Source organism: Defluviimonas aquaemixtae, assembly GCF_900302475.1.
GTDB classification, from domain to species: domain Bacteria; phylum Pseudomonadota; class Alphaproteobacteria; order Rhodobacterales; family Rhodobacteraceae; genus Albidovulum; species Albidovulum aquaemixtae.
Map to the genome: position 1 here is coordinate 761,382 of NZ_OMOQ01000001.1, position 19,056 is coordinate 780,437.

Genomic DNA, 19,056 nt, shown 5'->3' on the forward strand with positions numbered 1-19,056 from the left:
ATGACGAAAGCCAAGACTTACAGCGACCTCCGCTCCGCCCGGTGGATGGCGCCGGACGATCTGCGCTCGTTTGGGCACCGTAGCCGCGCCATGCAGATGGGCTATGGGCCCGAGGATTGGGAAGGCAAGCCGATCGTCGCGGTCCTCAACACGTGGTCCGAAGCGCAACCCTGCCACATGCACTTCAAGGACCGGGCGGAGTGGGTGAAGCGCGGCATCCTCCAGAATGGCGGCATGCCGATGGAACTGCCTGCGTTGTCGCTTTCGGAAACCTTCGTGAAGCCGACGACGATGCTCTACCGCAACTTGCTGGCGATGGAGACGGAAGAGCTTCTGCGCTCCCATCCTGTCGACGGCGCGGTCCTGATGGGTGGATGTGACAAGACCACGCCCGGGCTGGTCATGGGCGCGGTCAGCATGGGTCTGCCCTTCATCTATCTTCCGGCCGGTCCGATGCTGCGCGGCAACTACGCAGGCAATGCCCTTGGGTCCGGCACGGACGCGTTCAAGTACTGGGACGAACGCCGTGCGGGCACGATTTCGAAGGAGCAATGGGTTGGCATCGAGGGGGGTATCGCGCGGTCCTATGGGCATTGCATGACGATGGGCACGGCTTCGACCATGACCGCGATCGCCGAAGCGATGGGACTGACGCTGCCCGGGGCGTCCTCGATCCCGGCTGCGGACGCCAACCACCAGCGGATGAGCGCCGAATGCGGGCGCCGGATCGTCGAGATGGTGTGGGAGGACCTGACGCCGGGCAAGATCATCACGCGTGAGGCGGTGGACAATGCCGTGGCAGTGGCGATGGCGACGGGCTGCTCCACGAATGCGATCATCCACGTCATCGCCATGGCGCGGCGGGCGGGGATTCCGCTGGAGCTCGACGATCTCGACCGGATTGGGCGGACGACGCCGGTCGTCGCCAACATCCGGCCGTCGGGCAAGAACTATCTGATGGAGGATTTCTACTACGCCGGGGGACTGCGCGCGTTGATGAAGCAAATCCGCGAAAAGCTTTCGGATAAGCCGATTACCGTCACGGGACGGCCGCTGACGGAGGGGCTGGATCATGTGCAGGTCTGGAACGACGACGTGATCCGGCCCATGTCGAACCCGGTCTATCACGAAGGCTCGCTTGCGGTGCTGAAAGGCAACCTTGCGCCTGACGGCGCGGTCATCAAGCCCGCCGCCTGTGATCCGAAGTTCCACAAGCATTTCGGCCCGGCCATCGTGGCCGACAGCTATGCCGAGATGAAGAAGATCATTGACGATCCAGACTATCCGATGACATGCGACCATGTCCTGGTTCTCAGAAATGCAGGCCCGCAGGGCGGGCCGGGAATGCCGGAATGGGGGATGATCCCGATGCCGAAGGCGCTTCTGAAGGATGGGCATCGCGACATGGTGCGGATCTCGGACGCGCGCATGTCCGGCACCTCGTTCGGAGCTTGCGTGCTGCATGTCGCGCCGGAAGCCTTCGTCGGCGGCCCGCTCGGGCTCTTGCGCGATGGCGATATCATCGAACTCGACATCCCGAACCGGACATTGACGATGCGGGTTTCCGAAGTGGAACTGGAAAAGCGCCGCGCGGCATGGACCGCGCCCGCTCCGCGCTACGAGCGCGGCTATGGCCTCATGTTCACCAAGCATGTCGAGCAGGCCGACAAGGGCTGCGACTTCGATTTTCTCCGCGCCGAGTTCGGCGGGCCGATCGGAGAGCCTGAGATCAACTGATGGCACTTGGACGCTGGCGGAACCACACTTCCGCGTATCAGCCCTGGGCTGCGACGCTTGACCGGGTTAAGCGTCGGCCAGCAGGAAATCAGCTAGTTCCTCGAACTTGACGGGCTTGTAGAGCACTCCGACGCTGGCGGCGGCGCAACGCTGCACGATCTCCGGAGATCGGTTTGCGGTGATGATGCGGGCGGAAAGGCGACCGTGGCGGCTTTGCAATCTCTTGATGAGATCGAGCCCGCTCATCCCGGCGCCGAGTTGATAATCGACGAGGAAAACATCTGGAACGATGTCGATTTCGTCCAGCAGAGACAGGGCACTCTCGCCGCTTTCGACGTCGATTACGTCGAAGCCCCATTTCTCCAGAAGTTGGCACGTTGCAGCGCGGAACTCCGCGTCGTTTTCGACGAGGCAGACGATACCGTCTGTGGGAACCACAAGCGGCGTGAGCCGCTGAGCAGAGGGTGCGGCGGTGTAAGGCGCGTCCGGGTTGACAATCGGCAGCGAGATCGTGAAGCACGTCCCTTGTCCCACGGTCGACCGCAATTCAAGCGCGTGTTCAAGGAGCGCACAGGCGCGTTCGACAATGGTCAGGCCGAGCCCCATGCCGTCACTTGCGGACGCTTGCGCGTTCAGCCTGTGGAATTCACGAAAGACATTGGACTGCTCGTCCTCGGGAATACCGATGCCGGTGTCGATTACGCGCACGTAGATGTGTGCACCGTCCCGTTCGGTTTCGACCCTCACAGAGCCGTCCTTGGTGTAGCGGATGGCGTTGGAAACGAGGTTCTGAAGGATCCGGCGAAGATAGAGCGCATCGCTATTTACGACAGCTGCGCTGCCGGAAAATTCGAGTTTCAGTCCCTTGCGCGCCGCGATTGGCGCGAAGTCTTCGTGCAGCCGCGACAGCAGGGCGCCGAGATCGACGGGCTTGACGTCGACCGCGGCATGGCCGGATTCCAGCCTGGAAATGTCGAGAAGCGCGTCGAGGATGCTCTCGACGCTCGTCAGCGCGTTATGCGCCTTTTCTAGCGTGCGCCGGGCGGTGTCAGCCAGCGCTTCGTCCGAGATCGACGCTAGGTAGAGCTTGGCGGCCGAAAGGGGCTGAAGGAGGTCGTGGCTCGCGGCGGCGACGAAGCGCGACCGCGAAGCGTTGGCGCGTTCCGCGCGCCTCAGGGCGTCGGCCAATTCTGTCGTGCGGTCGTGGACGCGCTGCTCCAACGTCTCGTTCGCCTCGCGGATCGCACGCATCGCGTGCCGTTCGGTCGTGATGTCGGTGAAGCTCATCACGAAGCCCCGATCCGGCATTTCCTGTGCGAACACCGCAAGTATAAGGTCGTCGCCGCGGTTCAATTCGAACGACAGCGGCTCGCGGCGGTACTGTGACCCCGCCCAAGCGGTCAACGCCTCGGTCGACACCGTACCGCTGAAATGCATCTCGGCCGAAAGCCGCAAGACGAGCGTGTCGAAGGACGAACCGATTTGGACCCGGCCAACGGGTATTTCCAGAAGCCTTCCAAGCCGGCGGTTCCAGTCGACGAGCCGACCCTGTGCATCGAAGATGCAGACCCCTTGATTGAGGTGTTCGAGCGTCGCGCGGATCATCCGAGCCTGGTTATCAAGCAGCTTGCCGCGCTCTTCGCGCTCGAGGCGGATGATGTCGGTCACGTCAGTCTGCAGGATCACCGTGCCGCCGTCCCGGGTGCGGTGTTCGGAGACCTGAACCCAGCGGTCGCCGGAAAGCCGGACATTGAACATGACGTGGTTGTCGTCATGCCGGCGCATCCGCCGGCCGGCCCAGCTTTCAGGCGTATCGTTTTTGGGCAGAGCCAACTGCGAGGAGCGGCTGACGAGGCCGACATAGTCAGCAAAACTCAGCCCCGGCACGAGAGCGCCGTGAATGTCGGCCATGTGCATCCCGAAGCGGGAATTGCACATGATCATCGTGTCATCGGCGTCGAATAGTGCAAATCCTTCCTGCACGGTTTCGATTGCATCCGCGAGGTTTTGGCGCGCTGCCTGTGCCTCCCGCGTCGCTTCGGCCAGAAGGCCATTCGATTCATTCAGAAGATCGAGCGCATGTTCCAGTTCCGAGGTGCGCTGCCGCACTTCGTCCTCAAGCATGACTGCCCGCTGGAACTGCGCATACGCCGCGCCGCTGTCATCGGTGTCCTGCTCTACGCGGCGCATCAGGACCTCGACGATCTGCAGAAGCTTCTCGTTCTGACGTGCCGGAGGGTCGGCGGGATTCATGAGCGTATCGGTCATCGCGAGCGTTCAGGCGGAGGATAGATCGCGACGCCAGTCATGGTCTGATTGACGTGCATGGCGCCGTGCTGCTCGCCGTAGGTGGAGAACCCCACGACCCGATGTCGGCGCAGCGTGTCGGATATCTGGCCGAACATCTGCTTATCCTGGGCCTCGATCCGGCGTAGGATGCAGTCGCAGGCGAGAATGGCCTCTGGTGCAACCTCCGCGCCGAGCGCAGTCAATTCGCGATCGAGATGCTGCACCATGTGTTCCGGCTCGGCGAGCGTCAGGACGAGCCCCTCGTCGATGGCCGAGAAGAACACGAGGTCGCCGTTGGGTCGCATCTGCCGGATAGAGCGGACATGGTGCTTTCCTCCGATCCGGACGACGACGGGATGGGCAGCAAAGGTGAATGTGGTAAGCTGGGCGGGGTCCTTCCCGAGAATACGCGCATATTCGAACGCCGCCGGTTCCGCGTTGATCTGGTGGACGATGCGGCGGTCAGGGTCCGCTTCTGTGACTATCATCCGCCGTTCGGTCGGCCGAAGATGGTCGAGGCTGAAGACGCGCACGGCGCAGGACGAACGCACGAAGGTCAGGATTGCGGCATTCTTCAGTATCTGGCCATCGTGGAACAGGAGCGTTTCGCGGAACCGGGTTCCGTCGCCGGCCGACCCTCCGAATAGCGGAACCGGGCCGAGCCCGGAGGCAAGCGCCGACGTTACCTCGTCTTCCTTGATCGACAGGCCGTCAACCAGCAGGAAGGCGAATTCGCCCGACCAGTCCGGATTGCGCCGAGCAAGAGTCTGCCGGCTTCTGATGAGGCGTCCGATCAGGTCCTCGCTGTGGAGCGCGGAAAGGTCGGGGATCAGGATCGTATCGACTGCAAAGTGACTGGCGGGCAGGCCGATCGCGACAATCTCATTCTCCGCGTAGCCCTCGGTGGAAATTTCTCCGGCGGTGGTGCAGCCGATGACGGGCGTAGCCGGGAAGAGCGAGGCTGCCTTTCGCGTTAGGATCGAAAGGTCCGCCGACGGCGCGGCGAAGAGCACGACAAGCGCGAGCGGCGCGTCGCCAAGATCCATCGCGAGCTGGTCGAGTGCACCTGGGTCGGTCGCTTCACAATGCGCCGTGCGGACGAAATTACCCGCCCGCGCGACCTGCGTCAGCGCCTCGGCGCTCTTGTCCATCGCGTCTCCTCCCTGACGCGAAAGCGTAGGCTTTCTAGCCGTACTCTGGCAAGAGACTCGCGAAGTTTGCCTGCTGTGCGATCAGCACGGCCTGGGTCCTGCTACTGACACCTAGCTTGCGCATGATCGCCGTGACGTGCGCCTTGACGGTTGTTTCGGCGATCGAGAGATCGAAGGCGATCTGCTTGTTCAGTTTTCCCTCGCAAATCAGCTGCAGAATTTTCGACTGCTGCCGGGTCAACAGGTTCAGTCGGGCGATCGCATCTTCTTGCGGCGTCGCCGGCTCTCCCCCGTCCGCCAGGTAACCTTCAGGCGCGTAGCTTTCCCCTTTGGCGATGGCAGCGAAGGCGGTGCGGAAGATCTCCCGCTGACTATGCTTCGGGACGAAGCCTGACGCGCCGGCCCTGAGCGCCGCGCTGATGACCTTCGGATCAGCGAGTGACGAGACCACAATGATCGGCGTCGCTGCCGCCGCTTGACGCAGGCGCACGAGCCCATCCATTCCATTCACGTCGGGAAGATTGAGATCCAGCACGATCACGTCCGGTGCAGTACCGGCCTCGATCTTGTCGAGCGCGATCTCCAGGCGGTCGGCGCTCTCGATTTTGGCGATGCCGACGAAGGCTTTCAGCGTCATCGACAGAGCATCACAGAACAGCGGATGGTCGTCCACGATAAGTGCCGACGTCATCGCGATTCCGCTTTCCCGTGGTGCTGGAGTCATGGCGTTTGTCTCCCGACGCGGTCCGACTGTCGGTACTCAGGATAGCAAACGCTTGACGGCGCGTAACTAGCCCAATCGTCGAACGCGAATGCGCCCGCCCGTGGCGCGCGCTTGGGTCGCCTTGCCTTGAAAGTCGCTCAGTTGTCCATGGCGAGCTGTTTGGGCGGCGCGACGGTCCAGACAAGGCTGCGTTGGGCGGATCGCGGGACGGCTTTCCTCACTACAGATTGGGCGGCCGTTTATCGCCGCCCTCCCAAGTTCTCCGTCCTTGATCCGGGACAGCCCCATGTGCTGCGTCGGACCCAGGCGCAACATTCGTTCGACGGGAGCGCTTCGATATTGGCCGAGGGGCGTAGGAGGCTGCGCCGGACCGGCGCGGTCAGGCCGGAACGGGGCCGCGCAAGCGGCGATAGATGAAGGACGGGGGCACATCGTAGTCCGCCTCGGCCGCGACAATCGCGTCGAGCCGGGCGCGCTGGGGCGACTTGCGGCAGACCGGATCGGTTGCGGCGGGATCGCCCGTCAGCGCCATCGCCTGGCAGCGGCAGCCGCCGAAATCCACGTCGCGGCGGTCGCAGGACCGGCAGAGCTCGGGCATCCAGTCGGTGCCGCGGAACGCCATGAAGGCGGGGCCGCGATACCAGATGTCGGCGAGCGCCTCGGTGGCGACGCTCTGGAACTCGAGCCCCGGGATGGTCTGCGCCGCGTGGCAGGGCAGGACCGTGCCGTCGGGCGCGACATTGAGCCCGGTCGAGCCCCAGCCGCCCATGCAGGCCTTTGGAAAATCGGCGAAATAATCCGGCGGCACGAAGTCGATCACCAGCCGCCCGGCCCGGCTCTTGCGCGCCTCCGCGACGACGCGCTTGGCGCGCTCGACCTGCTCGCGCGAAGGCTGAAGCGCGGCCCGATTCCTCAGCGCCCAACCCTGGAACTGGACGCAGGCGACCTCGATCCGGCGGGCGCCAAGGCGGAGGGCGAGGTCCAGCGTCTCGGGCAGATCGTCGAGGTTGTGGCGGTGCATGACCGCGTTCAGAGTGAGCGGAAAGCCGAGCTCTGCGATGTGTTCGGCCAACTCCATCTTGCGGGCGAAGCCGCCCTTGTAACCGCCGATCCGGTCGGCGATCTCGGCCCGGACGCCCTGGACCGAAAGCTGGATGTGGTCGAGCCCCGCCGCCTCCAGCGCCTCCAGCCGGGCGCGCGTGAGCCCGACGCCCGAAGTGATGAGATTGGTGTAGAGCCCGGCCTCGCGCGCGCGGACGACCAGCTCCTCAAGGTCACGCCGCGCAGCGGGCTCGCCGCCCGACAGGTGCAGTTGCAGGACGCCGAGCGCGGCCGCCTCGCGGAACACCCGGCCCCAGGTCTCGGTCGAAAGCTCCGTGTCCTTGGACGCCAGTTCGAGCGGATTCGAGCAATAGGGGCAGGCGAGCGGGCAGCGATGCGTGAGCTCCGCCAGCATCGCGATCGGGGGCGGGATGCGCGGCTCAGCCATCGGTCAGGTCCACCAGCCGCTTGTCGGCGAGGTCGCCGAGAAAGTCCGCGACGTCGGCGCGCACCTGATCCTCGGGCGCGCCGAAGCGCCGGGCAAGATCGCCCGCGATCACCTCGACCGAGCGGAGCCCGTCCACCTCCTTCAGGATCGCCGCGCCGATCTGGTCGAGCATGAGCGCGCGCTCCGGGCCGAGCAGGACGTCGGTCCGCCGCACGCGGTCGAACTGCATCCGCACGCCGCGGGGCAGGACGGGGATCGCCGTCGGGGTCATGGTGCAAGCCCCTCGCCGGGCCGCCAGGCGCCGGGCGGGATGTTTCCCGGCGCGATATAGGCCGAATAGAGCGCATCGAGCTGCGCCCAGAGCACGTCGGTCTTGAACGTCAGCGCCGCCGCCGCCGCATCCTGATCGGCTGGCGTCACCGCGTGGTCAAGCACCCAGGTGAGCCCGAACTGAACATCCTTCGGCGCCTCGTTCAGCCGGTGGCGGAAATAACTGATCGTCTCGGACGTAGCGAATTCGTAGTGCTCCAGCAGCCCGGCGATGCGCTCGGCATGAATTTTCGGCGCGAAGAGCTCGGTGAGCGAAGAGGCCACCGCCTTGAGCAGCGGCTCATCACGCACGAATCGCACATAAGCGTCTACCGCGAAACGCGTCGCAGGAAGGACACCCTTGGCCGAGGCGACATATTCCGGATCGAGCCCGACCGCTTCAGCCAGCTTTAGCCAGCGCGCGATGCCGCCTTCGCGGGCCTCGCTGCCGTCGTGATCCTCGATCCGAGACCGCCACGCGCGGCGTAGGGCCGGATCCTCGACGCGGCTCATGAAGGCCGCGTCCTTCATCGGGATCCGGCATTGGTAGTAGTACCGATTTACCACCCAGGCCCGCACCTGGTCGATCGTGCAACCGCCCGAATGCAGCAAAGCGTGGAAGGGATGGCGGTCGTGGTAGCGCTCCTCGCCGATGCGGCGTAGGCGGGCCTCGAAGGCGGCGCGCGCGGCGGACATCTCGTTCATAGCCGAAACTCCATTCCATCCTGGGCGATCGTCCAGCCCGCCGCCTCGATTGTCCGCCGTTCCGGACCGTCCGGCTGCAGAACCGGATTGGTGTTGTTGATATGCACGAAAACCTTGCGACCGTTTGTGAGCGGCGCGAGACGCGCGAGGCTGCCCCTGTGCCCGTTCATCGCGACATGGCCCATCCGCGCGCCGGTTTTCGTGCCCGTGCCGGTGGCCTCCATCTCGGCATCCTCCCAGACTGTCCCGTCAAACAAGAGAAGATCGGCGTCGGACAACCTTTGAACCAGCCAGTCGGGGATCGTGGCGCAGCCCGGCACGTAGTAAACCCGCGATTGATCTTCCTCGAGGCAGAGACCGATCGTCTGTTCGCCCATCGCTTCTGTATCCGGCGCCTCGTCCTCAAGATAGAGCGCGACCTTGCCAGGCACGGCAAACGGAGTGATCGTCAACCCCGCGGTCGGAGTGAACGACGTGTCGAGCACAATCGTTTGCCGCTCAACAAGCGCAGGATCGAGCACGCCGAAGATCGGATTGTCTTCGAGCGCCGCGAGGATCTCGGCCGAGGCGAAGACCGAGAAGCCGGTTTTCTCACGCAGTGTCAGGAGACCCGCGACATGATCGACATCAGCGTTCGTCAGCACCACGGCCCTGATCGGACTGCCGCGCAGCCCGGGCGGATGCAGGGATGGTGTTCGATCAAGTTGATCGCGCGCGTCCGGCGACGCATTCAATACCACCCAATCTTCACCGTTCACGGAAACCGCCACGGAGGACTGCGTCATCCGTGGCAGTCGGCCGTTCCGCGCGTCGCGGCAGTTCCGGCATCCGCAGTTCCATTGAGGAAGACCGCCGCCGGCACCTGCGCCCAGCACGGTCAGGAGCATCGTGGCGACTCAGAACAGATCGCGCTCGTCGTCCTCGGCCGGCCCGTACATGTTGATCTCCATGCCGCAGCGAATTTCGACTGCTTTCGGCTTCGTCCAGCTCATGTCATGTCCTCCCTAACAACGTCCGGAAAGACTAGCCCTATGTCCGTCCGCGGCAAATAAGACCAAAGCATCGGTTAGGCGCATGTCCTTGACGAACATCTCGCGGTGGCACTGCCGTGTTCCGGACGCCTGCCTTATCTCGGCTCGCGGGTGGGTACGATGCGCAAGGAATCCTACCTTGTCAAAACACCCAATACCGTCCCACCGGCGCTGACGTCAGGCAACCGCCAGTGCCACGAACAGCGCGCGAGAGGGAACAGATTGTGAAGGCGGAACCGGGCGCGATAAAGGACCAATGTCGCAACGATCGGCCCCTCGCTGCGAGATTTCGGCAGCGCGTCGGCGCTGCCAGATCCGGATCAAATACTCACACCTCTGTCGGATACCAACGCGAAATCCCTCACGATTTTGCCGTCTGAGAGTTCAATGGCCCGGTCGGCGGACTTTATGGTTTCGGGTCTGTGGGCAACGATCAGACGGGTAATGTCGGCCGACTTGACGGACGTGTTCACGCTGTTTTCCTTGCCAAGATCGAGGTGGCTGGTGGCTTCGTCCAGAAGCAGGAACCACGGCTTGTGGTAAAGCGCGCGGGCGATCAGAACCCGCTGCTTCTGTCCGCCTGACAGGACTGTGCCCATGTCGCCGATCAATGTGTGATAGCCCATCGGCATCTCTGCGATATCGTCATGGACGGCGGCAAGACTGGCACATTCCTTGATCCGATCGAAGTCGTACTGATCTGCGAAGAAGCAAATGTTGTCCGCAATCGATCCGGCGAAGAGTTGATCGTCCTGCATGACCACGCCGATCATGCTGCGGTACTTTGTCAAGCCGAAGCGCTTTATCGGTTCACCGTCGATCAGGATCACGCCGTCGGTGGGTTCCATAAGCCCGGCCAAGAGCTTCAGGAGGGTCGTCTTGCCGCAACCCGACTGCCCGATGATCGCAACGGATTCCTTTGCTTCGATCTTGAAATCAATCCCGTCAAGGACGAACGGATCATTTTCGCTGTAGCGGAACCGGAGGCCCTTCACTTCTACGCTGACTGGAGCGCTGATGGGCCGGACGCCTCCAGGTTGCTCGTCTTCTGGTTCTCGATCGGTCAAGGCAATGTCGGCCAAACGCTCCGCATGCAGCTTGAGCATGGTCAGATCGACGAGCCGGTCGATCAGCGCGCCAGTTCTCGACAGGAACTGATCCTTGTACGAGATGAATGCCAGCAACATGCCAACGGACATCTCGTTTTCCATCACGCGCAATGCGCCCAGCCAGATGACAATGATCGCGAGAGTGCCAATCAGCAGCGATCTCGAAGTTCTGAAGAACAACCTGAGCTTCTGCGTCGTCAGCTGCCGGTTTACCGACTCGACGAGCAGATAGAGCCAATGAGAGCGCCGGCGATCCTGCGAATTGAACAGCTTGATGGTCTTGATCCCGCGCAGGCTCTCAAGAAAGTGGCTGTCTCGCTTCGCAGACCACACGATGGCTTCCGCGGACGCCTGGCGCAGCGGAGTGTAAGAGGCCCATCGCAGCAGAAGATAGAGGAACGCGCCAATGACGACGATCCCGGCCAGAAGCGGGGCGTACAGGATCATGATCACCAAGGTGAAAACAACCATGATACCGTCGAGAAGGCTCTCAATCAGCTCCGTGGTAAGTGCCTGAAGGATGCTGTCCTGCGACTCGAACCGGGACATGACGTCGCCCAGATGCCGCGCCTCGAAGAACGGTGCGGGCAGGTTGATCAGGTGCGAAAAAAGGTTGGTGCGCGCCTGAACCTTGAGAGAAGCGCCAAGCACCATGAGCATCCATCCCCGCATGGCCTGAATGGATATCCGGATCAGCATCACCATCAGGAACCCGAAGACCAGGACGTTCAGGAGGTCAAAGTCAGCGGACACGATGGCCTGATCGACCACCCATTGCATGAACAAGGGGCTTAGGATCGCGAACATCTCGATGGCGAAGGCCAGGATCAGAAGCTGCAGAAGCGACCGTTTGAATCCGACGAGGCGCCCGAGCATATCCCGGATTCTCACTCGCGGCGCCGGTGCGTTTGACGCGAACTTGCCGGTGGGCGTCACTTCCACTGCGACGCCGGTAAAGTGCTTCGAGAACTCGTCGCGCGAAATGTAGCGAATGCCGACGGCCGGATCATGGACCACGAGCTGCTTTCGGCCAACGCTCTTCAGAACCACGAAATGGTTGAGGTCCCAGTGCACCAGGCAGGGCAGCTTCAACAGGTGAAGTTCGTCCATCTCAAGCCGGACGGAGCGTGTGGCCATCTCGATCTGATCCGCCACACGAATGATGTCGGTCAGCGTCGCGCCCTTGAGCGACAGCCCGAAACGACGCCGCAGGTCTGAAAGGTCCGCGTGGTGTCCAAAATACCCTGCGAGCATCGTCAGACAGGCGACGCCGCATTCGGCCGCTTCGGTCTGAAGGACCATAGGCAGGCGTCGTCCGACCCCGAAACTGACCCCCTCGAGGATGTTCATGCCTGCGCCCCCATCATGGAAAACAGGGGATCGAGAAACCACTCGTACAACTTGCGGGTTTCAATCTTGATGTTCGCCTCAAGCTTCATTCCCGGCTGAAGCGGTATCTCCTCGCCGTAGGCGATGGCGTTCTGAAGCGCGAGCTTGACCTTGACCAGATAGATCGGCTCGGTGAGTTGTGTGGCCCCTGAGATCCCGGGTGAGCCCGGCGCGAGCTCACTCTGCGGCACCGCCGCGGGGGCGATTTCGGAAATCTTGCCGTCATACTGCCCGAATTTCTGAAACGGGAACGCCTGATAGCGCAACAATACGTCCTGACCGGTGCGGATGAAACCACGCGCGCTGCTTGGCAAGAAGAGCTCGGCTTCCAGCTCGGAGCCGCGCGGTATGATACTGAGCAGAGGAAACCGGGAGTCCACGCTTCCGCCCAGTTCGGCCTGAAGCGCGGTGACGGTCCCGGCTTGCGGCGCAACGATGACAACCTGTCTGCGTGCCTCTGCTTCGGCCAGAGATTGCTCAATCGAGGCGATCTCGCGGTCGATTGCCGCTAGTTTTATCCGATGCTGAAATGGTTTCGCCTCGATCTCGGCCAGAAGATCGGCGAATTCGCGGCGAGCTTTGATGCGGTCGCGTTCCATCGCCTGCAGCTGTGCGAGCTGATCGAACTGTTCCTGCTCCAGTTCCTGAATTCGTTGCACAAGGACGTTGCCCGTATCGACCAGAGGTTTCAGCCGTTCGAGCGCCTCGGTCGCGGCCTCGGCCCGACGGCCCTGCAGTTCGAGTTCCCGTTCACGCAGGGCCAGATCCTCGGTCAGATTTTCGCGCCGCTTTTCGAGCGCTGCCATCTCCTGGACATGCAGATTTTCAGTGACCTCGTGTTCGTCCCGCAGACTCTGTCTGCGCGCCTTCAAGCCTTTTACGACTTCTTCCTGTGTAGCTCCGATTGCGGTGCTGTGAAGCTCGGTGGACAGTGATAATAGCATGTCGCCATTATTGACCACATCACCGTTCTTAACATTTAGTTCTGTGACCACGCTTTGCTGGGGTGCGGTGATACGGATCATTCCTTGCTCTGGAACGATCCATCCGCTAACGGATTCCTTTCTGGAATATTCTCCGAAGGTAAGAAACGCCAAAATCGCAACCGCGGCAACGAGGCTGAATAGCACGAATAGCCGGTGTGATATCGACGGTGCCAACAGTACCGTGCCAAGGCGCTTTGTCTGTTGACTTTCTATGGACTCGCGCCGGAAGAGCTCTGAACTGCGTTCAGACCTATCCTGCCTTCTTTCAGGCGCGCTTTCTGGGCCCGAACTATCCATCCCCCACCTAAATTCGAACTGAATATTCCCGTATGTCGAAGGAAATCTCTATGACCTTGCGCTTCTTGTAGACTTCGAAGCTCCTGCAAATCTTCGAATCGAAGTAATCCTTCAAAAGTGGCGGGCGCGCGGCGCGGAAATAAAAGCCGGTGTCCTCGTCCACGCCTTCCGCAGCCGCCAGTCTCAGTTCATCCATGCGGGTCACGGTTCTGACAATACATGGAGCATGACTGATTCCGGCGGAACGCAAGGCATGCGCTCGGTGGTAGCCGTTGTGAAGCAGAATCCGGTCGCCATACCGGATCCCGGTGAAGTAGTTCGACCCGTATCCCACGCCGAGCCCGACCATGCCCGCCAGCGTTCCCGGAGTAGCATGATCTAAGAGCTGCTCAGGCTGCAGATGGGCTGCGGAGTAACTCTGGAAGTCCGTGGAGTCGCTGGAAAAAACATACTTGCTTCCCATCTTGCGACAATCGACCGAGGCTTCCGGGCTTTCGGAGGGTAGGCAAAATTTCAGCAAGTCCGCTTGCGAGGGTGATCGCCCCAGCATTCTCTGCCGAATTTCCGAATAGGTGCGCGTTACGCGCACCTGAAAAAGGACGAGCTTGTCCAGCTCGACCATCTCGAACTCGGTCGGAAGCTCGTCGAACATGCGACTGTACCGAGGGTCCTTCTTGGCCGCGTCGATATGGGGCCGCATTTCCTCGCTTATCGGCAGCTGTTTCATTGAGTCGGCCAGTCCCGCCTCACGTTCTTCCAATTCTCCATAGTAGTCATTCGCTGCGCGCCACTCGTCGATCAGAGCCTTGCGCGACATCGATTCCCCATCAACGACGGAGCGTTCAACGAATGAGAGAAATTCAGACAGCGGCGGTTGACCCAACAAATAAAGTTCTTGAATTGTAGCAAGGCGCCCGCCCACTGGTTGGTTGGCCAAAGTATCCATAATGCTTTTGCAAACCTTTTGCTTCGATAAATTCGCCCCGAATGAAATCATCCGGGGCGACGTATTAAGAGTTGGCTTCGCAACGTTCAACGTTGTGCGAAGCTGGGCATTTGATCATGCGTGTTGCGATCTGTGCCTAGTAGCCGCCGCCACAGCTGCGCCCGCTTCCGGACTTTCCGGACTTGTGCGACTTGCGCGACTTGTGGGATTTCTTCGATTTGTGCGACTTTTTGGACTTGCGGGAACCATCACAGCCGCAGTCGCGCTCGCGCTTGCCTCTGCCGCCGGCACCGTAGACTTTTTCGATTTCGTGCTGCTGAAGATCTCTCATGTCTATGTCCCTTCAAATAGTTTGAGTCCAAGTCCAGTGCCGACAGAATCGAAACAATGATTCTGCCAGAGCAATATCATTGCTAAAGCTCTATGAATCTGCAACAATACTTTCGTCTGAAGGTTGTTGTTTCGCATAGGGGTACAACCTCTATGCGTTGTTTCGGCCTTGAGGTTTGGCGCGGTCAGGGCGCGTGTATATTGCTCTTTTCTTCCTTGATGCCAGCGCTCCGAGCGAGCTTGTTCGTCACGTCGAGCGCTCGAGAAGCTTTCGCGCCATGCCTGGCATCGGAAGAATGTACGCCCATGGCCAAGTCGTACGCGCGACACACTGGCTGGACGGAACCGGATATCGTGTTGGATCAGGCATCGAACATCGGCGGCATGATGGGCTGCCCGATCGCGTCGCGCCGCATCGGGCGGCTGCGTGGGCTCAACCAAGCGGTCAAGCGAAAAGGCATCTGCGATGCAGATTCGGAGCCGCGAGCCGCCACGGCCGAAGACTGAGGTCCAGCCACGCTCTTGTTCTCACTCGCACAGTGCTCGTTCCAACCCGGGCGCAGCAATCGGAAACAAGGCCCTGACGCGGAAGTTCACGGCACTCGCCGCCGACCACCTTTACCGGCCAGGAGTCGCTTCCCCGAGTTCCATCTCGACAAAGCAAATAAGGTCGGGACTTCACCAGCAAACGCCTGGCACCCTGTCCCGCGTCGCGCAGACTGGCTCAAGTACCGTTGTGAGGGTGATGAAGTGACAGTGCTTGAACCCGAGGGAAATCCGGTCTCTGCCTTCCGGAAATCCGTGTTTGCAGGGAATTTAGCGTGTTTTCTCGCCGCGAGGACGATTTGTTGCCCTGACTGATGGCGCCTTCTCATGAGCAGCCCCACATGAGTGGTCCGGTTTGATTATTAGTGCATGACCGGCCTCGGTGCCACCGGGATGAGTGTTTCCGGGGCCAGTGGTCTGTGGCCGAGGGAACTGTGCGGTCGCTTGGTGTTGTATCGCCGGCGCCAGCTTTCGATGATTTTCTTTGCTTCCCGGAGCGAATAGAAGATCTCGCCGTCGAGCAGTTCATCCCGCAGCCTGGCGTTGAAGCGCTCGCAGTAACCGTTCTCCCAGGGTGATCCTGGTTCGATGTAGGCAGTCTTTGCACCGACCGCTGCGATCCAGTTGCGAACGTCCCCAGCCACAAACTCCGGACCGTTGGCAGAGCGCATATAGGCGGGTGGTCCGCGCAGGATGAATAGGTCGGTGAGCGCGTCGATGACATCGGTCGAGTTCAGCTTTCGCCGGACTTGGATCGCCAGGCATTCCCGGCTGAACTCGTCGAGGATGTTCAGGGTGCGGAAGACCTTTCCGTCATCGGTGCGGCAGTGAACGAAGTCATAGGACCAGCCGTGGTTGCGGTATTGCGGTCGCAGGCGAACGCAGGAGCCGTCGTTCAGCCAGAGCCGCCCCTTCTTCAGTTGCTTCGTTGGCACTTTCAGCCCCTCGCGTCGCCACAGCCGCTCAATCCGACCATCACTGACCTGCCAGCCCGCATCCCGCAGCAGGGCGGGACGCGGGACCGCGTCGGGGTGGGAACTTGGCAGACGGATGAGGTCGCAGCGAATGGCCGGACTTTCTCGCCGGGACAGCAACGCTCTGAACTGTCCTATGCCCGTTCATACACCACGTCCCCGCCGACCATCGTGGTCACCACCTTCGTGCTGCCGATCTCGTGGGTGGGACAGGTAAAGATGTCGTCGTCGAGTACGATGAGATCGGCATGTTTCCCAATGCCTAGCGTCCCGGTATCTGACGAACGCCACGCCGCCGCTGCCGCTTGGGTGGTATAGCCGGCGACCGCCTCTGCCCGTGTGATGCGCTCGTCAGGCAGGAAGGGCGGCACGCGGGCCGACGCGGCAGGCGGCTGGCGCGTCACGGCGGTTTCGATGATCTCGAACGGATTCAGCGTCGAGACGCCCCAATCGCTCGAGAGAGCCATTGCCGCGCCTGCATCGAGGAGCGAGCGAAAGGCGTAGATCCAGTGGCTGCGGTCGTTGCCGACCATCGGAACGGCGATGTCGGTGACCGATGGCTCGCTCCGCGCCCAGAGCGGTTGCACGTTCGCCATGACGCCAAGTTTGCGGAAGCGCGGCAGGTCGGCAGGGTCGATGAACTGAATATGGGCGATCTGGTGCAACGATGGCCAGTCTCCATTCGCCGCGCGCGCGGCCTCGACGCCGTCGAGCGCGGCGCGAACCGCCAAGTCGCCGATGGCATGGACGTGGATCTGGAACCGCGCGGCGTCGAAGGCGGTGAACATCTGGGTGATCTGGTCCGGCGTGAACATGAGGGGCGCGTTTCCGCCCTCGGCGTCTGAATAGGGCACAATCATTGCCGCCGTCCGGTTTTCGACGACGCCGTCGAGGAAGAACTTGGCGGAATGGACCTTGAAACGGCCGCCACTGTTGCCCGCGCGGAGGTCGCTGAGCCGTTCGACCGCGCCCCAGGTCGTGTCGTGCGCGTTGACGAGCGCGGTCGCAGCCACGCGCAGCGTCAGCGCATCCGCCGCTTCGAGCGAGCGGTAGACGCGGACGTGCCGCTCCTCCACCCGCGCGTCGAGGATGCCGGTGATGCCGTGGCGGTGGGCGAGCGCCTGGGCCCATTTCACGCCGTCGGCGAAGTCGGCGTCCGAGGGTGTCGGCATCCGCGCCTCGGCCCACATCAGCGCATTCTCGTAGAGCATGCCCGTAGGTTCGCCCTTCGCGTCGCGCACGAAGTGGCCGTTCGGGGGGTCGGGCGTGTCGGCGGCAAGCCCGATCGCCGCGCAGCCGGCCGAGTTTAGGCAGGCGTTGTGGCCATCAGAGGCGACGATCAGGCACGGCCGATTCGGGACTGCGCGGTCAATCAGATGGCGGTCGAGGTTGTCGGTATGAAAGATGCCGGAATACCAGCCCGTCCCGTTGACCCATGCCCGGTCATGCGTCTTGGCGAAGGCGGAGAGGATGCGGACAATGTCGTCCTGCGTCCGCGCCGACGAGAGATCGGCGTTTTGGCTGTAATCCTGTCCGCTGTCCTGTAGGTGAATATGGGTGTCTTGAAATCCGGGCAGGACGAGCCTGCCGCCTGCGTCGATGACCTTCGTCGATCGATCGGCGAGTTCTCGGATCTCCTCGTTCGAGCCAAGTGCAGTGACACGTCCGTCACGCACCGCGAGCGCCTGCGCGTAGGGTGTCGCCCCGTCCATCGTCACGATTCGGGCGTTTATCACAATCGTGCCGACCGGTTCCATAAGCGCGCCTTTCCGAGAAGCGAACTGGTGTCAGATTGACGCCGGAAGCGCGGTTCTGACAAGCGGGAAAGCGCAACCTCGGGAAGCTGATAAACCCTCTTTCCGAAACGAAAAGCTCGTGTAACAATCCGTCATTCATCCCCTGTTCAGAGGCATCCAAATGCAACGCGTCAAGTTCATCGATCGGATGGCGCAAGGTAGGTTGTCGCGCCGTCAAATTCTGCAGTCGGCGGGCGCATTCGGCGTCGGTATTATGGTTCTCCCGCGCCGCGTGCATGCGGCGGGAGAGCCGCTTACTTGCCTCGAATGGGGCGGCTACGACGTGGCCGAGTATATTGAGCCTTATGTCAAGAAGCATGGCGGGCTGCCCGACTTCTCGATCTTCAGCGGCGAGGAGGAAGCGCTGGCCAAGGTCCGCGCCGGGTTCGCGGCCGACGTCATGCATCCCTGCAACTATTCGGTCAGCCGCTTTGTCAATGCCGGGCTGGTGAACGAGATCGACACGTCTCGGCTGTCAAACTGGGCCGATGTGTTCCCGTCGCTCAAGACCGCCGAGGGCGTGCTGCTCGACGGCAAGGTGGTGATGGCGCCGGCGGATTGGGGCAATTCCTCCATCGCGTATCGCAGCGATCTGGTCGATCCGGCCTTCGCCGCCGATCCGACCTGGGCGATCTTCTACGACGAGGCCTATGCCGGAAAGGTCTCGATGCTCGACAACGAACTCGTGATCCAGATCGGCGCGATGGTCGGTGGCATGGGCTATGATGCGGCCTATGCACTGACCGGCGACGCGCTTGCGGCGGCGGCCAAGGACTGGGGCGCGAAGGGCGTGAACGTCTCGCGCTTCCTTTGGACCGACGCGTCGGAGGTGCAGCAGGCCATGGCCTCGGGCGAGATCGTCGCGGCCTATGCCTGGAACGATCTGGTGAAGAACCTCAAGGCCGAGGGGATTCCCGTCGAATACGCCGTGCCGAAAGAGGGCATGTTCACCTGGTTCTGCGGGCTGACGCTTCTCAATTCCGGCAAGGCTGATTCGGAGCTGGCCTATGACTTCATCGACGCCTGGCTGAGCCCCGAGACAGGCAAGTATCTGATCGAGGCCTCGGGCTACGGCCACGCTAACCGCAAGAGCTTCGAGATCGCCGATCCGGCCGAGGTTGCCGCGATGGGCATCACCGATCCCGAGGCGCTGATGTCCTCGGCGATCCTCTTCCGCACGCCCACGGACGAGGTGCAGGTCGAACAGACCCGGGTGTGGGGCGATACCAAGGCGCTGAAGATGTAAGA

At 62.0% G+C, this 19,056-nt stretch carries 16 protein-coding genes and 1 pseudogene; 3 read left to right on the forward strand and 14 right to left on the reverse strand.

All coding sequences use genetic code 11. The annotated features are described in order from the left end of the window. A complete protein-coding gene (araD, locus tag DEA8626_RS03715; RefSeq protein ID WP_108851705.1) occupies positions 1-1,737 on the forward strand; it encodes an L-arabinonate dehydratase in 1,737 nt (578 codons plus the stop codon). Between the two features lie 66 nt (positions 1,738-1,803). Here the strand turns inward: araD and DEA8626_RS03720 are convergent, their stop codons facing one another. From DEA8626_RS03720 to DEA8626_RS03775, 12 genes are all read right to left on the reverse strand, one after another. Further along, positions 1,804-4,005 (reverse strand): PAS-domain containing protein, encoded by a 2,202-nt coding sequence (locus DEA8626_RS03720; RefSeq protein WP_108851706.1) that lies wholly within the window; start codon positions 4,003-4,005, stop codon positions 1,804-1,806. Next, positions 4,002-5,177, reverse strand: a complete 1,176-nt coding sequence (locus DEA8626_RS03725; RefSeq protein ID WP_108851707.1) for an FIST N-terminal domain-containing protein — start codon at positions 5,175-5,177, stop codon at positions 4,002-4,004. The genes DEA8626_RS03720 and DEA8626_RS03725 overlap by 4 nt, the downstream gene beginning before the upstream one ends. 34 nt (positions 5,178-5,211) lie before the next feature. Further along, positions 5,212-5,901, reverse strand: a complete 690-nt coding sequence (locus tag DEA8626_RS03730) for a response regulator (RefSeq protein ID WP_108851708.1) — start codon at positions 5,899-5,901, stop codon at positions 5,212-5,214. 379 nt (positions 5,902-6,280) lie between these two features. Continuing rightward, positions 6,281-7,390, reverse strand: a complete 1,110-nt coding sequence (gene pqqE, locus DEA8626_RS03735) for a pyrroloquinoline quinone biosynthesis protein PqqE (RefSeq protein ID WP_108851709.1) — start codon at positions 7,388-7,390, stop codon at positions 6,281-6,283. Beyond that, positions 7,383-7,661, reverse strand: coding sequence for a pyrroloquinoline quinone biosynthesis peptide chaperone PqqD (pqqD, locus tag DEA8626_RS03740; protein ID WP_108851710.1), 279 nt, complete (start codon positions 7,659-7,661; stop codon positions 7,383-7,385). Before pqqD ends, pqqE begins: the two co-directional genes overlap by 8 nt. After that, a complete protein-coding gene (gene pqqC / locus DEA8626_RS03745) occupies positions 7,658-8,395 on the reverse strand; it encodes a pyrroloquinoline-quinone synthase PqqC (RefSeq protein ID WP_108853305.1) in 738 nt (245 codons plus the stop codon). The genes pqqD and pqqC overlap by 4 nt, the downstream gene beginning before the upstream one ends. Positions 8,396-8,400: 5 nt before the next feature. Continuing rightward, positions 8,401-9,291 (reverse strand): pyrroloquinoline quinone biosynthesis protein PqqB, encoded by an 891-nt coding sequence (pqqB, locus tag DEA8626_RS03750; RefSeq protein WP_108851711.1) that lies wholly within the window; start codon positions 9,289-9,291, stop codon positions 8,401-8,403. 9 nt (positions 9,292-9,300) lie between these two features. Next, positions 9,301-9,396: a pyrroloquinoline quinone precursor peptide PqqA gene (gene pqqA / locus DEA8626_RS03755; protein ID WP_108851712.1), complete on the reverse strand. Its 96-nt coding sequence runs from the start codon at positions 9,394-9,396 to the stop codon at positions 9,301-9,303. Positions 9,397-9,755: 359 nt separating this feature from the next. Next, positions 9,756-11,894 carry a peptidase domain-containing ABC transporter gene (locus DEA8626_RS03760; RefSeq protein WP_108851713.1) on the reverse strand — a complete coding sequence of 713 codons (2,139 nt, stop codon included), beginning with the start codon at positions 11,892-11,894 and terminating at the stop codon, positions 9,756-9,758. After that, complete coding sequence (locus tag DEA8626_RS03765) at positions 11,891-12,958, reverse strand: HlyD family secretion protein (protein ID WP_181366348.1); 1,068 nt, start codon at positions 12,956-12,958, stop codon at positions 11,891-11,893. The genes DEA8626_RS03760 and DEA8626_RS03765 overlap by 4 nt, the downstream gene beginning before the upstream one ends. A 265-nt stretch (positions 12,959-13,223) precedes the next feature. Continuing rightward, a complete protein-coding gene (locus DEA8626_RS03770) occupies positions 13,224-14,162 on the reverse strand; it encodes a hypothetical protein (RefSeq protein ID WP_108851715.1) in 939 nt (312 codons plus the stop codon). 136 nt (positions 14,163-14,298) lie between these two features. Then, the gene (locus DEA8626_RS03775; protein WP_108851716.1) at positions 14,299-14,493 is read right to left on the reverse strand and encodes a hypothetical protein; all 195 of its coding nucleotides are present in this window, start codon (positions 14,491-14,493) and stop codon (positions 14,299-14,301) included. A gap of 305 nt (positions 14,494-14,798) precedes the next feature. On the opposite strand from DEA8626_RS03775, the gene DEA8626_RS03780 reads away from it, so the two are divergent. Beyond that, positions 14,799-14,999: a hypothetical protein gene (locus tag DEA8626_RS03780; protein WP_108851717.1), complete on the forward strand. Its 201-nt coding sequence runs from the start codon at positions 14,799-14,801 to the stop codon at positions 14,997-14,999. Positions 15,000-15,400: 401 nt separating this feature from the next. On the opposite strand, the pseudogene DEA8626_RS03785 reads toward DEA8626_RS03780, so the two are convergent. Continuing rightward, positions 15,401-16,123, reverse strand: a pseudogene (locus DEA8626_RS03785) (IS3 family transposase); the annotation flags it as partial. 23 nt (positions 16,124-16,146) lie between these two features. Further along, entirely contained in the window at positions 16,147-17,769 is a 1,623-nt protein-coding gene (locus DEA8626_RS03790) for an amidohydrolase (protein WP_108851718.1), read from the reverse strand. Between the two features lie 253 nt (positions 17,770-18,022). Between DEA8626_RS03790 and DEA8626_RS03795 the strand changes: the two genes are divergently transcribed. Then, positions 18,023-19,054 (forward strand): ABC transporter substrate-binding protein, encoded by a 1,032-nt coding sequence (locus DEA8626_RS03795; protein WP_181366349.1) that lies wholly within the window; start codon positions 18,023-18,025, stop codon positions 19,052-19,054. The last annotated feature ends 2 nt before the right edge of the window (positions 19,055-19,056 follow it).